Annotated in this window: 11 protein-coding genes; 9 read left to right on the top strand and 2 right to left on the bottom strand. The window is 62.1% G+C overall.

Features of this window, described 5'->3' with window-relative positions:
• Positions 1 to 49 precede the first annotated feature (49 nt).
• Both E7813_RS00590 and E7813_RS00595 read right to left on the bottom strand, forming a co-directional pair.
• Positions 50 to 1,057, bottom strand: a complete 1,008-nt coding sequence (locus E7813_RS00590) for a glycosyltransferase family 2 protein (protein ID WP_291569808.1) — start codon at positions 1,055 to 1,057, stop codon at positions 50 to 52.
• Between the two features lie 102 nt (positions 1,058 to 1,159).
• A complete protein-coding gene (locus E7813_RS00595; RefSeq protein WP_291569810.1) occupies positions 1,160 to 2,383 on the bottom strand; it encodes a cytochrome P450 in 1,224 nt (407 codons plus the stop codon).
• Positions 2,384 to 2,496: 113 nt separating this feature from the next.
• Between E7813_RS00595 and E7813_RS00600 the strand changes: the two genes are divergently transcribed.
• The 9 genes from E7813_RS00600 (at position 2,497) to E7813_RS00640 (ending at position 14,730) form a co-directional block, all read left to right on the top strand.
• The gene (locus E7813_RS00600) at positions 2,497 to 3,054 is read left to right on the top strand and encodes a thiamine pyrophosphate-binding protein (RefSeq protein WP_291569812.1); all 558 of its coding nucleotides are present in this window, start codon (positions 2,497 to 2,499) and stop codon (positions 3,052 to 3,054) included.
• Complete coding sequence (locus E7813_RS00605) at positions 3,051 to 3,641, top strand: thiamine pyrophosphate-dependent enzyme (RefSeq protein ID WP_291569814.1); 591 nt, start codon at positions 3,051 to 3,053, stop codon at positions 3,639 to 3,641. The genes E7813_RS00600 and E7813_RS00605 overlap by 4 nt, the downstream gene beginning before the upstream one ends.
• Positions 3,642 to 3,726: 85 nt before the next feature.
• Positions 3,727 to 4,413, top strand: coding sequence for a helix-turn-helix domain-containing protein (locus E7813_RS00610; RefSeq protein WP_291569816.1), 687 nt, complete (start codon positions 3,727 to 3,729; stop codon positions 4,411 to 4,413).
• A 1-nt stretch (position 4,414) separates the two neighbouring features.
• Complete coding sequence (locus tag E7813_RS00615; protein WP_291569818.1) at positions 4,415 to 5,608, top strand: efflux RND transporter periplasmic adaptor subunit; 1,194 nt, start codon at positions 4,415 to 4,417, stop codon at positions 5,606 to 5,608.
• A gap of 105 nt (positions 5,609 to 5,713) precedes the next feature.
• Complete coding sequence (locus tag E7813_RS00620) at positions 5,714 to 8,794, top strand: multidrug efflux RND transporter permease subunit (protein ID WP_291569820.1); 3,081 nt, start codon at positions 5,714 to 5,716, stop codon at positions 8,792 to 8,794.
• 138 nt (positions 8,795 to 8,932) lie between these two features.
• Positions 8,933 to 9,925: an ABC transporter substrate-binding protein gene (locus tag E7813_RS00625; RefSeq protein WP_291569822.1), complete on the top strand. Its 993-nt coding sequence runs from the start codon at positions 8,933 to 8,935 to the stop codon at positions 9,923 to 9,925.
• Between the two features lie 55 nt (positions 9,926 to 9,980).
• The gene (locus tag E7813_RS00630; protein WP_291569824.1) at positions 9,981 to 13,097 is read left to right on the top strand and encodes a GAF domain-containing protein; all 3,117 of its coding nucleotides are present in this window, start codon (positions 9,981 to 9,983) and stop codon (positions 13,095 to 13,097) included.
• Positions 13,094 to 13,483, top strand: a complete 390-nt coding sequence (locus tag E7813_RS00635) for a response regulator (protein WP_291569826.1) — start codon at positions 13,094 to 13,096, stop codon at positions 13,481 to 13,483. Before E7813_RS00630 ends, E7813_RS00635 begins: the two co-directional genes overlap by 4 nt.
• The gene (locus E7813_RS00640) at positions 13,480 to 14,730 is read left to right on the top strand and encodes an adenylate/guanylate cyclase domain-containing protein (protein WP_291569828.1); all 1,251 of its coding nucleotides are present in this window, start codon (positions 13,480 to 13,482) and stop codon (positions 14,728 to 14,730) included. The genes E7813_RS00635 and E7813_RS00640 overlap by 4 nt, the downstream gene beginning before the upstream one ends.
• Position 14,731 lies beyond the last annotated feature (1 nt).

The following is a 14,731-nucleotide window of genomic DNA, read 5'->3' on the forward strand; positions in this document are numbered from 1 at the left end:
TTGCCTTCCGCCAGCGAGCCGCTCTCACGCGGCTCTGCTCAAGTCGGAACTACCGCCAGGCGCCCGCCGGCTTGACCCGCCAAACGACTTGCTCGACCGGACAACCGCGCAACCGTAATTCCCGTCGGAGGAACATCGCCCAGATGATTCCGAGGAACATCGCAACATTTTCAAACGTGCCTTGGCGGTAAACCCCCGACTGCCGCAGCAAGCGAACCCGTTCCAGCAGGAAACCTTTTCTCGCTGCCGCGAAAAGCTCAATGCTGGCGATGCTCTCGGGCCGCAGCAGCTGCTTTATCGAGAGCAGCGCGTCGATGTGGATGTCGTTGGTCTCGAATTCTCGGTTCGGAAACAGGGTCATAAAACGGTGAATGAGAGCATCCAGACCGGTCCGTGAACCGGAAACGTTCCGGCCGTGTTGACGATACTTCAGGCAGGGCTGCGGATCATAATCGACGATGCCGCCGGTTGCCGTGACGAGTTGGTATGTCCACCAGTCATGCGCGATGACCTCCACCGGCTCGCATGCCTCAAGCAGCTTTTTGGCAGCCCGGTTAAAGACCATCGTGTTGCCGCCGCCAATGTTCTCCACCAGCGCATTCTGGAAACTTGCTGCTTTGGTGAAAAGTTGCGAATAGCCGAGCGTCAGGCCGGCGCGATCGACGATCTCGGTGCGCCCGCAATAGACCGCGGGAATCGTTTCTGGGATGCCGGCGAGCCAGTTCACTGCGCGCGTCAGCTTTTCTTTCGACCAGATATCGTCCTGGTCACTGAACGCGAAAAAGTCGCCGGTAATGTTGCGGTCCCGGGCAAGCGACATGAAATTGCGCCAGAAGCCCTGGCACGGACCTCTACGCCGTCCAACCCGTTGCGAAATGTCCCGGGCAAATTGATCGATGATATCCGTGGTGCTGTCTGACGATCCGTCGTCGGAAACATGCAGTTCCCAGTTGCCATGGCGCTGATCGCGGTAGGACTGAAGCTGTTCGGGAAGAAATTCAGCGCCGTCTTTCGTCGCCAGCAGAATCGCGACCTTAAATTTTTCCAGGTTACTCATGGTGACGAACTCCGTTACTAACTAATTCCCTCGAATTCGGGCGAGCCGGCGCCCGGTAAGTCACGGTACCGGTGCGTTTCGACCGTCGCAAGCCGGCTTCCGTCAACCAGCCACCACGCACGGCACGCTCAGGAATCCGCGGAAGCGAACGCGGCCGCCGCGCATCGGCGCGCCGTTCAGCGCGTAGCCGGGGAATCGCGCCAGGAATCGCGAAATCGCGATCGCGCCTTCGAGCCGCGCCAGCGCCATCCCGGCACATTGATGGGCGCCGGTGCCGAACGCGAGGTGACGGTTGGGGCTGCGGCCGATGTCGAGATTTTCCGGATCGGCAAATTGCGCGGGATCGCGGTTGGCAGCGCCGATGCACAGCGTGACCGGTGTGCTGGCGGCGAGCTTGATGCCACCGAGTTCGACGGGCTCGGTGGTCATGCGGTTGCCGAGCTGGTTCGAACTTTCGAACCTCAGGATTTCCTCGACCGCCGTCTTGATCAGGTCCGGACGTTCGATCAACCGTTTTTTCTGCGCAGGGTTCTCCGATAACGCCACCAGCGCGTTGCCGATCAGGTTGGTGGTGGTCTCGTGCCCGGCGTTGAGCAGGAAGATGCAGTTATGCAGCAATTCCTTCGCCGTCAGCCGTTCGCCATTGTCTTCGCCCTGGATGAGGCGGGTCAGCACGTCGCGCTGGGGATTGCCGGGTTTGGCCCGGCGCCGCTCCACCAGGATTTCCAGATAGGCGAGAAAATCCCGCACCGCTTCGTTGCCGCGAGCGAATGCCTCGGGCCCGATCACCGGCTCCAGCGCGCCCAGGATCGCCAGCGACCAGTCGCGCAACGGTTCGCGCTCTTCCACCGGCACATCGAGCAGATTGCCGATCACCTGAATGGGGATCGCGGAGGCAAAATCCCCGATCAACTCGACGTCGCGCTTCGCTGCAAGAGCGTCGAGCAGCCGGTCCACCAGCGCGATCAGGTCGGGCTCCATCTCGGCGATCGCGCGCGGCGACAGCGCGCCCATGATGAGCCGCCGTACCCTGGTGTGCGCAGGCGGGTCGTTGAAGACGAGGCTGGTGGTGTGGTGCTCATAGAGCAGCGAAGCGCCGTATTTCGGCGCGAACTCCTTTTTCTTGTCGGAGCTGAACAGCCTGGTGTTCTTGTAGGCGCTGACCAGATCGTCATACCGCGTCAGGAACCAGGAGCCGTTGGGCAATCGCTTGACCGGCTCGTTCTCCCGCAGTGCACGATAGGTCGGGTAGGGGTCGGCATAGAATTCCGGCGTCAGTTTCTCGAGGTCGAAACGCTCCGCCAGCTCTCGCGCGTTCGCATTCATGCTGCCATACTCATAAATAGAGACCGATATGCCGTTTTCGCTCTTTCGGAAACCGCAGACGGCTCTATGGTCCCGTCCCGGAATACAATCTCCTAGATCGCCTGGAAATGAAAATGCACGACCGCGCCGCCACGGCTGCCGAAAATGCGGCCGAAACGACCCCTTCCTGGCCGGAAGATATTTTTGCGATTTTGCAGCGCTTCGATGTGCGCCAGGTACCTTACGTGCCGGACGCCGGGCACTCGCAACTGATCGAACGGGTGCTGGGCGCGTCCTCGATGCGCGCGGTGCCGTTGACGACGGAAGAAGAAGGCGTGGCGCTCCTGGCCGGCGCCTGGGCCGGCGGCCAGCGCGGCGTGCTGCTGATGCAGTCGAGCGGCGTCGGCAATTGCGTGAACATGCTGTCGCTGACCCAGATTTTTCGCTTTCCGTTCCTGACGCTGGTGACGATGCGCGGCGAATGGGGCGAATTCAATCCCTGGCAGGTGCCGATGGGAACCAGCACCGCGGGCGTGTTCGAATTGTCGGGCATCAAGGTGCTGCGCGCCTCGCATCCGGAGGAGGTGCGCGAGGTCGTGGAGGCCGCGGCGGGGCAGGCCTACAATGCCTGCACGCCGACCGCCGTCCTGCTCTCGCAACGTTTGATCGGCGCAAAGGTTTTCACCAAATGAGCAAGGCCAATCTTCTCGACCGGCGCGAAGTCGTCGGCAGTCTTCTGACGGAACGCAAGGATGCCATCGTGGTCGGCGGACTGGGCGCCTCGACCTACGACATCGCCGCGGCCGGCGACCACGACCGCAATTTCTACCTGTGGGGCGCCATGGGTGGCGCGGTCATGATCGGGCTCGGCGTCGCGCTGGCGCAGCCGAAGCTGCCGGTGGTCGTGATCACCGGCGATGGCGAGATGCTGATGGGGATGGGAAGCCTTGCTACCGTCGGCCTGCAACAGCCAAAGAATTTCAGCATCGTGGTGCTGGACAATGAGGTCTATGGTGAGACCGGCGGGCAGGCGAGCCATACCGCCGGGACTGCCGATCTCGTCGGGGTCGCCCGGTCCTGCGGGATATTTGACGCCCGCGCGCTGTCGACCATGGCCGAGATCGAGGCCTTCGCATCCTCGATGCATGACCTCTCCAGCGGGCCGCGCTTTGCCAGCATCAAGATCGACAGCGCCAATCTGGAGCGCGTGCTCTCCAGCCGCGACGGCCAGTACACCGTGACGCGGATCCGCGGCGCGCTGGGGTTTGGGCCGATTTAGAGCCCGACCCAGCCTGGTGCACTGCAGCAAAACCCTTGACAGCTGGTAAGGTGAGTGCTTACTCACGAGCATGTCTACGCTACGCATGACGAGTGATTTGCGGCGGCAGCTCATATTGAGCGCTGCCAGGCGGTGCTTTGCCCGCAACGGCTTTGCGGGCACCACGACCAAAAGTGTCGCGGCGGCGGCCGCCATTTCGGAAGGATTGTTGTTCAAGCACTTTCCGACCAAATCGGCGCTTTATGCGGAAATTCTGGCTGAAGAGTGCGAGGCCGATCCGGATCTCGCGCACTTGCTCGGGCAGGAACCGTCGACGGCTACGCTGGTCGAACTGGTGAAAGGCATGGTCCGGCACTTCCTGCAAATAATGGACGGTCCGGACGAACAGGAAGGGCAACGCCTTCGGCTGATGACCACGAGCCATCTCGATGACGGCGAATTCGCACGGCTGCTCTACGCGAAAGTTGGCGATTTGATCGGGCCGGTTTTTACCGCTTCGCTCGATGGCGCGGTGGCGGCGGGCGATGCGTCGCGTATCGGCAGCGAGCCGCTCAATCTCTTCTGGTTTGCCCATCACACGTTGCTGATGGCGGCGTTGGCAAGGCTTCCGGCCGTGCCTTGTTTGGCTTACGGCAATGCCGGCGGTCTCGAACGGCAACTTTGCGAATTCATCCTCCGCGGAATTGGATTGAACGAAACCGCGATTGCCTCCCATCTGGATCGCGATCTCGCGCGATCTCCGGGGCAGCCGGTAACTGCAGAAGGTGTATGACATGAATATCGTGACCGAATCCAACATTTCGGGCCAGCCGATCGCCGAGAAGCCGCGCGCGCGTCCGGTCCGGATGATGCGCTGGTTCATCATCGTCGGGCTGCTGCTGGCGCTGCTGGTTGGCGCTCTGGTCGGCTTCAATGCAATCCGCAGCCACGCGATCGCGCAGTTCTTCGCCAACAACAAGCCGCCGCCGGCAACGGTCACTATCGCCGAGGCCAAATCCGAGGTGATCCCGAACCTGCTCACCGCAGTCGGCGATCTTGCCGCCGTGCATCAGGTCAACGTCACCTCCGATGTCTCGGGCCGCATCACCGACATCATGTTCACCGCCGGCGCCAACGTGAAGGCGGGCAGTCCGTTGCTGCAATTGTTCGACGCGCCCGAACAGGGCGATCTCGCCGGCTTCAAGGCGCAGGCAATCGGCGCGCAACTAGCGCTGGATCGCGCCAAGCAACTGGCGGCGCGCCAGTTTGGTCCGCAGTCGACGGCCGATGCCGCGCAGGCGACCTATGACCAGGCCAATGCCGGCATCGCCAAGACCCAGGCGATCATTTCGCAGAAGGTGGTGCGCGCGCCGTTCGACGGCGAACTTGGCGTCCGCCATGTCGAGGTCGGCCAGTTCCTGACTGCGGGCACCCAGATCGTGACGTTGACGAACCTATCGGCACTGTACGCGAACTTCACGGTGACGGAAAAGGACAGCTCAACGCTTAAGGTTGGGCAGACCGTGCGCATCGCGGTCGATGCCTATCCCGGCAGGACGTTCGAAGGCAAGATCACCACCGTCGAACCGCAGATCTCGACCGATACGCGCAACATCCATGTCCAGGCCACGATGGACAATCCCGACCATATCCTCAAGCCCGGCATGTTCGCCACCACCACGGTCGTGCTGCCGGACAAGCCGGCGGTCGTCACCGTTCCCGAAACGGCCGTCGATTATACGCTCTACGGAGATTCGGTTTACCTCATCACCGAGAAGAAGGAGGATGACGGCAAGAGCAGCCTGACCGTCGTTCGCACCTTCGTGCGGACCGGTAACCGGATCAATGGACGCGCTGAAATCCTCAGCGGCTTGAAACCCGGCGATCGCGTGGTTGCCGTCGGTCAGCTTAAGCTGCAATCGGGAGCGGCGGTGACGATTTCCGCCGAGCCGCCTCCGCCGATCCCGGCTAATCCGCCGCGTTACTGAAGCATGATCCGGAACCGGTTTTCGGAAAGGTCATGCTTGAACAATGGGAAGATCGCGATCACCGATCCGGATTGACCGGATCGTGATCTAACGGAGCGCATCGCGATGGTCTGGACCGATATTTTCATCAAGCGGCCGGTGTTGTCGGTGGTCGTGAGCCTGCTGATCCTTCTGATCGGTTTTCGGGCGGCGACCAGCCTGCCGATTCGGCAATATCCAAAGCTGTCGAATACGGTCGTCAACGTCACCACCGTCTATCCGGGCGCGTCGGCCGATCTGATTCAGGGATTCATCACGACGCCGATCGAACAGGCCGTCGCGTCCGCAGAAGGCGTCGATTACATGACGTCGTCTTCGGTGCTCGGCACCAGCACGATCCAGGTCTACATCAAGCTGAACTTCGATCCCAACCAGGCGCTGACCGAAGTTCTCGCCAAGGTGAATTCCGTCAAATATCTCATTCCGAAGGAATCGAACGATCCGATCGTGACCAAGACCACGGGTCAGACCACGGCCGTGATGTATCTCGGCTTCTCCAGCGAAGTGCTGTCGGGGTCGGCCATATCGGACTACCTGACGCGGGTGGTTCAGCCGGTGCTTTCGACCGTCGATGGCGTGGCTTCCGCGGACATTCTGGGTGGTCAGACGTTTGCGATGCGGCTGTGGCTCGACCCGGTCCGGATGGCCGGTCGAAGCGTTTCGCCGAGCGATGTTTCCGCGGCGATCGCCGCCAATAATTTCCAGGCTGCGGCAGGCCAGGCCAAGGGCTTTTTCATCGTCTCCAACGTATCGACCAACACCGACCTGAAGAATCTCGATCAGTTCAAGCGCATGATCGTCAAGTCCAAGGACGGCGGGTTTGTGCGGATGGAGGATATCGCCACCGTCGAACTCGCCGCGCAAAGCACTGACGCCAGCGTCGCCTTCAACGGCGAGCATGCGATCTTCATCGGCGTGCAGGCGACGCCGCAGGGCAACCCGCTGACGCTGGTCCGGGGCGTCCGGGCGCTGTTTCCCGAACTGGAACGCAATCTGCCGCCTTCGATGAAAATGAAGGTGGCGTACGATTCGACCAAGTTCATTCAATCGTCGATCGACGAGGTCGAGAAAACCCTGGGCGAGGCGGTCATCATCGTGGTGGTCGTGATCTTTCTGTTCCTGGCGTCGTTCCGTTCGGTGATCATCCCGGTCGTGACCATTCCGCTGTCGCTGATCGGCGTTTGCAGCCTGATGCTGGTCGCCGGATTCAGCTTCAATCTGCTGACCCTGCTGGCGATGGTGCTGGCGATCGGGCTCGTCGTCGATGACGCCATCGTCGTGGTGGAGAACATCCATCGCCACCTGGAGGAGGGCAAACCTCCGGTGCAGGCCGCTATGCAGGGCGCGCGCGAGATCGTCGGCCCCGTCGTCTCCATGACCATTACGCTCGCGGCGGTGTTCGCGCCGATCGGTTTCCTCGGCGGCCTTACCGGTTCGCTGTTTCGCGAATTCGCGTTCACGCTTGCAGGCTCGGTGATCGTGTCGGGCGTCATCGCGTTGACGCTTTCGCCGATGATGTGCTCAATCTTCCTCAAAAACGCCGAGGAAGGGCGATTTGCAAAAATCGTCAACCGGGTGTTCGGAGCGATAACGCGCTGGTACGGCCGCCAGCTCGACCGTTCGCTCGACTATCGTCCGATTACCGCGTTGTTTGCGCTGACCATCCTCGGGCTGGTCGGCTTCCTCTATCTGCACACGTCGAAGGAACTGGCGCCGGAAGAAGATCAGGGCATCGTGTTCGCCGTCACCAAGGCGCCGAAATACGCCAACATCGACTATTCGGACTATTACGGCGAGAAGCTCGACAAGGCATTCGCCAGCTTCCCGGAGACCGATCTGCGCTTCGTCATCAACGGCATCAACGGTCCGCAAAACGGAATTGCCGGCATGCTTCTCAAGCCCTGGGACGAGCGCGTGCGCTCCTCGATCAAGCTGAAGCCGCTGGTGCAGGCGCAGCTCAGCAAGATCGAGGGCGTCAACGCGTTTGCGTTCAACCTGCCACCGCTGCCCGGCGGTCCCGGCGGATTGCCCGTGCAGATGGTGATCAACTCGACCAACGGATTTCAGTCGGTCTATGAACAGATGGTGAAGCTGAAGGACGCGGCGCGAAAGAGCGGGCTGTTCATCGTCTCCGACAGCGACCTCGATTTCAACCAGCCGGTGGTGCGGGTCAAGGTCGACCGCTCGAAGGCGAGCGACCTCGGCATCACCATGCAGAACATCGGCAATACGCTGGCTACCCTGCTCGGTGGAAACTACGTCAACCGGTTCAACCTCGAGGGTCGGTCCTATCAGGTCATCCCGCAGGTGCCGCGCGACCGGCGGCTGTCACCGGAGGCGCTCGGCGGATACTACGTATCGACCGCGACGGGCCAGCAGGTGCCTCTCTCCACCGTCGTCTCGATCGAGACGGCGACCGATCCGAACGCGTTGACCCACTACAATCAGTTGAATTCGGCAACCTTCCAGGCGGTGCCGATGCCCGGGGTGACGGTGGGAACGGCGGTCGATTTCCTCGAAGGCGAAGCCAAGAAGCTCCCGGCCGGATTTAGTCACGACTATCTCGCGGATAGCCGGCAATATGTGCAGGAAGGAAACCAGCTCGCGGTCACCTTTGCTTTTGCGCTGATCATCATCTTCCTGGTGCTGGCGGCGCAATTCGAGAGCCTGCGCGATCCCTTGGTCATCATGATCAGCGTTCCGATGGCGATCGTGGGTGCGTTGATTCCCCTGTTCTTCGGCGCCGCGACCATGAACATCTACACCCAGGTCGGATTGCTGACGCTGGTCGGCCTGATCAGCAAGCACGGCATCCTGATGGTGGAGTTTGCCAACGAGCTCCAGCTCAATGAGAGTCTCGACAAGCGTTCCGCCATCGAGATGGCGGCGCGGGTCCGGCTTCGTCCGATCCTGATGACGACGGCGGCGATGGTGACAGGGTTGCTACCGCTCTTGACCGCGTCGGGCGCGGGCGCAGCGAGCCGGTTTTCGATCGGGCTGGTCGTTGTTGCCGGCATGTCGATCGGAACGCTGTTCACGCTGTTCGTGCTGCCGGCGGTCTATGTGGCGATCGCCACCGATCACCGGGCGAGCGCGGAATCCGACCGCAGCAAGCAGATCGCCGAGTTCGGATTGAGTCCGACCTGATCGGGGGTCGGCCGCAAACAAGAACGGACCGGCTTCCTCTGGGGAATCCAGCCCATTTCCTTGGCTTATCTCCGAAACCGCATGGTACCCTGCCCGGGGGTGCCAGGCGACTGAGCGCCCGGCGAACAGGATGCCGGGATGAAACGGCGTGAGTTCATCGGCCTGATGGGCGGTGCCGCGGTTGCGGCGGCAAGCGCTGCGCGCGCGCAGCCGAACCACATCCGGCGTATCGGCATCCTGATGGGATACGCGCAAGACGATCCCGATACCCAGGCGCGCATCTGGGCGTTCAGGGAAGGGCTGGAACAACTCGGCTGGATGGATGGTCACGACGTCGCGATCACCTATCGCTTTGGCGGCGGCGAAATCGACCGGGTTCGTGAGTACGCCAGGGACCTGGTCGGTTTGAAGTCGGATGTGATCGTTTGCGAAACCACGCCAACCCTGAAAGCGGTCGCGGACCAGACCTCGACGATCCCGGTCATCTTTGTTTCGGTTACCGATCCCGTCAGCAACGGCTTTGTCGCAGACCTCGCCCATCCCGGCGGCAACATCACCGGCTTCACCAACTTCGAAGCGACGATGGGCGGCAAGTGGATCGAGCTGCTCAAGAAGATCGCACCCGCATCCAGGCGGGTCGGCGTGATTTTCAATCCGGAGACCGCGCCCGGCGGTGGGGCTTTTTTCCTGAAGTCGGTTGCCGCCTCGGCGCCCGCTCTGGCGGTGGAGTTGCTTCCTGTCCCGGTCCGCAGTGACGACGAGATCAGGCGGGCCGTGAGCGGACTCGGACGCGAGCCGGGCAGCGGCCTGATCGTCATGCTGGATGTCTTCACGGCCGTGCATCGCCCGGCGATAATCGCGCAAGCCGCTGCCGACCGGGTGCCGACGGTATTTCCGTGGCGGTTCGGGGCCACCGATGGCGGGCTGGTGTCGTATGGGGTCGATGTGGCGGACCTGCACCGGCGCGCGGCTGACTATGTCGATCGCATCTTGAAGGGCGCCACGCCAGCCGACCTGCCGGTCCAGCAGCCCACCAAATTCGAACTGGTGATCAACCTGAAAACCGCGAAGGCGCTGGGGATCGAAGTATCGCCGACGCTGCTGGCGACCGCCGACGAGGTCATCGAATGATCTTCCCGCACTGCGACAAGAGACATCGCTGTCCGTTCTTGCTAAATGGGGCCGGATGAGCATTTCCATCCACCCCGACACGCCCAAAGGTCGACCGCTGGAGGCATCGCCTGTGGCGGAAACGACGCCTTTGGCGGGTGCTTCCGGCACCAGGATCCGCAGCCGGTTGTTCACCAAATATGTCGCGCTGTTCGTCGCGGTGGTGGCCGTGGCGCTGCTATCGAACGGGATTTTCGAAGTTTTCTTCTACTACCGCGAACACAAGGCGGCATTGATCCGGATTCAGCACGAGCAGGCCGAGGCGGCGGCGGCCAAGATCAGCCAGTTCATCAAGGAGATCGAAAGCCAGCTCGGCTGGACCACCCAGTTGCCGTGGTCCGCGGGGTCGATCGAGCCGCGCCGATTCGACGCGCTGCGGCTGTTGCGCCAGGTGCCGGCGATCACCGAACTGGGGCAGATCGATTCCACCGGCAGGGAGCGGCTGCGGGTGTCGCGGCTCGCCATGGACGTGGTCGATAGCGGTGTCGATCTCTCCCATGATCCGAAATTCACCGAGGCCGTCGCACACAAGGTCTATTACGGCCCGGTCTATTTCCGCCGCGAGTCCGAGCCGTACATGACGCTGTCGCTGGCCGGCACCCGCAAGGACGCCGGCGTCAGCATCGCCGAGGTCAATCTCAAGCTGATCTGGGATGTGGTGTCGCAGATCAAGGTCGGCGAGCACGGCCATGCCTACGTCGTCGGCGCGCAGGGACGCCTGATCGCGCATCCGGACATCAGCCTGGTGCTGCGCAACACCGACATGTCGAAGCTGGTGCAGGTGCAGGCAGCCCGGGCGGGGGCTGCGAATTTCGATCCCGACTCCCTGCAGGGCGCGCGCAACATCCAGGGCCAGGAGGTGCTGACGGCGTCGGCGCCGATCGCGCCGCTGGGCTGGACCATGTTCGTCGAACTGCCGGTCGAGGAAGCCTATGCGTCGCTGTATCTCGCCTTGCAGCGTCTCGCCATCGTGCTCGCGGGGGCGTCGTTTTTCGCGGTGCTGGCCGGGATATTCCTGGCCCGGCGCATGGTCGGTCCGATCCAGGCGTTGCGCGCGGGTGCCGAACGCATGGGCAGCGGCGATTTCGCCCAGCGTATCTCGATCAAGACCGGTGACGAACTCGAAGGTCTTGCCGATCAATTCAACGACATGGGCGCGCGGCTGCAGGAATCCTACACCGACCTTGAGAAGAAGGTTGAATTGCGAACGGCCGAATTGAGCGAGTCGCTTGAGCAACAGACGGCAATCAGCGACATCCTGCGAGTGATTTCGAGTTCGCCGGGGGACCTCAGGCCGGTCTTCGATACGGTTGCCAGGCACGCAGCGCAGATCTGCGAAGCGCAGATCGTCGACATACTCACCGTCGAAGGCGACACATTGCGTTATGCTGCAGAGTTCGGTGACTTTGGAAGGATGGTCAACGGCGAGACGGCGCCCCTGAACCGAGACTCAGTCATGGGACGTTCCATAACCGACAAACAGCCCGTGCACGTGGCCGACCTGCAAAGCGCGGACCACGATTTTCCGCTTGGCCGGGAGTTTGCGCTGAGGCTCGGGCATCGAACCACCTTGGCTGTACCGCTGGTCAGAGACGCTCGCGCGCTCGGCACGATACTCGTCCGCCGCGCGGAGGTGCGACCGTTCGAAGACAAGCATATCGCTTTGTTGAAGATGTTCGCGGATCAAGCCGTGATCGCCATCGAAAACGCCCGCCTGCTTAATGAGCTGCGGGTACGCACCGACGACCTCAGCGAGTCGCTGCAGCAGCAGACCGCGACCGCTGACGTGCTCAAGGTCATCAGCCGCTCTGCCTTCGATCTGAAATCCGTGCTCACCACCCTGACCGATTCAGCGAAAGCGCTGTGCGGCGCGTCGCTTGGCATCATATGCCTGCGCGACGGCGAGGTGATGCGACTGCAGGCTGAATCCGGCTGCACGCAGGCCTTCGTCGACTTTATGCACGCCAACCCCATCAAGCCCGGCCGCGATACCATCACCGGTCGGGTCTTCATGGATAGCGAAGCTGTCCACGTCCCCGACGTGCAACTGGATCCCGAATACAATTTTGGCCGTGCGCCTGTTCTCGGCGATTATCGCGCGGTGCTCGCCGTGCCTTTGATGCGCGACGGCGCGGTCGAGGGCGTGCTGCTGTTGGGCAGGCCGGAACCCGGACCGTTCAGCCAACGGCAGATCGATCTCGTCCAGACCTTTGCCGACCAGGCCGTGATCGCCATCGAGAACGTGCGGTTGTTCGATCAGGTGCAGGAGCGCACCAGGGAGCTGTCGCTTTCGCTCGATGAGTTGCGCACCGCGCAGGATCGTCTGGTGCAGACCGAGAAGCTCGCTTCGCTTGGCCAGCTCACCGCCGGTATCGCGCATGAAATCAAGAATCCGCTCAATTTCGTCAACAATTTCTCGGCGTTATCTGCGGAATTGATCGACGAGTTGAACGACGCGCTCAAGCCGGCCGCGCTCGATGACAAGATCCGGGAAGAGATCGACGAGCTTACGAATATGCTGAAGGGCAATCTTGAGAAAGTGGTGCAGCACGGCAAGCGCGCCGATTCGATCGTCAAGAACATGCTGTTGCATTCGCGCGAGGGGTCGGGCGAACACCGGCCCGCTGACATCAACGCGATTGTCGAGGAGAGTCTCAATCTCGCCTATCATGGCGCGCGCGCGGAGAAGTCCGGCTTCAATATCACGCTGAAGCGCGACCTCGACCCCGCCGCCGGGATGATCGACCTTTACCCGCAGGAAATCACGCGGGTGTTCCTCAATCTGATCTCGAACGGCTTCTACGCCGCCACCAAGCGCAAGGAGGCCGGCGACCAGAGTTTCGAGCCCGTGCTGAGCGCGACCACCAAGAGCCTCGGCAACAAGGTCGAAATCCGCATTCGCGACAATGGCACCGGTATCCCTTTGGAAGTGAAGGAGAAAATGTTCAATCCCTTCTTCACCACCAAGCCGGCGGGTGAGGGTACCGGACTTGGCCTGTCGATGAGTCACGACATCGTGGTGAAACAACACGGCGGCAAGATCGACGTCGATACCGAACCGGGCGCATTTACCGAATTCATTATTACGCTGCCGCGGACCGCGGCGCAGGCACAGGCTGGAGGCACCCATTGAGCGTCTATATACTCGTCGTCGATGACGAGCCCGATGTTGAGGCCCTGTTCCGTCAACAGTTCCGGCGCGATATCCGCTCCGGGCGTTTCACCATGGAGTTCGCGCCGTCGGCGCCTGTGGCCCTGGCCCGCGCCTCCAATGTCGCCGATCCGTCGCTGATCCTGATCCTGTCCGACATCAACATGCCCGGCATGAGCGGCCTTGAAATGCTGCCGAAAGTGCGTGCCGAGCGGCCCGACGTTCCCGTGATCATGATCACCGCCTATGGCGATGCCGAAACGCGGCGCAAGGCGATCGAGCGCGGCGCGATCGGCCTGTTGACCAAACCGATCGATTTCGCGCTGCTGCGCCACGAGATCGATACCAGGCTCGGGCAGGCCGCATGACCGCAACCATCCTCGTCGTCGATGACGAGCCCGATCTCGAGGCTCTGGTGCTGCAGAAGTTCCGCAAGCAGATCCGCGACGGCACGGTGACGTTCATGTTCGCGCATGACGGCATCGAGGCGCTGCAATCGATCGAGGACCATCCGCATGTCGATATGGTTGTGTCGGATATCAACATGCCGCGGATGGACGGGCTTTCGTTGCTGCAGAAGCTGCAGGAAGCCGAGGACAAGAAATCGACCATCATCGTGTCGGCGTATGGCGACATGAGCAACATCCGCGTCGCGATGAACCGCGGCGCGTTCGACTTCCTGACCAAGCCGATCGACTTCGGCGATCTCGAAATGACCATCGACAAGACCATCCGTCATGTCGAGATGATGCGCGATGCGCGCCGCCGCCAGGCGGAAGCCGAGCGCGCGCACGCTTCGCTGTCGCGCTATTTTTCGCCGCAGATCGCTTTGCGGCTCGCCTCCGATGGCGAGGGCAACGGCATGGAGGTGCATCGCCGCGAGGTCGCGACCATCTTTACCGATATCACCAGCTTCACGTCGCTGGTGGAGACCGCGGCACCCGAAGTGCTGGGTGCGCTGCTCAACGAATATGTCGGCGGCATGACCGACGTCGTGTTCGCGCATGAAGGCACCGTCGCCAAGATCATCGGCGATGCGATCCAGATTCTGTTCAACGCGCCCGGCGACCAGCCGGACTATGCCACCCGCGCGATTGCCTGCGCGCACGATCTCGATAACTGGGCGCAGGAATTTCGCGAGCGCTGGAAGGCCAAGGGGGTGAATTTCGGCGCGACGCGGATCGGCGTTCATGCCGGCCCCGCGCTGGTCGGGAATTTCGGCGGCAGCCGTTTCTTCGATTACACCGCCTATGGCGATACCATCAACATCGCGGCAAGGCTGGAGGCCGCCAACAAATTCCTCGGCACGCGGATTTGCGTCAGTGCCACGGTCGCCGATGGTACCGAGAAATTCAAGGGCAGGCCGGTCGGCGATCTGATGCTGCGCGGGCGCAGCGAGCCGCTGCGCGCCTACGAGCCGCTGTCGGCGGCGGCGTTCGAAGGGCCGGCGAGGGTGCAATATTGCGAAGCCTTCGCCAAGCTTGAGACCGAAGATGCCGCGGCGATGCCGGCTTTTGCGGCGCTGGTCGGGCTGCATGCCGACGATGCGCTGGCGGGCTTTCACCTGCGGCGGTTGCTCAACGGCGCCAAGGGCGCCCGCATGCAATTGGAATAAA

Origin of the sequence: Bradyrhizobium sp., assembly GCF_004799405.1 — a bacterium.
Lineage (GTDB): Bacteria > Pseudomonadota > Alphaproteobacteria > Rhizobiales > Xanthobacteraceae > Bradyrhizobium.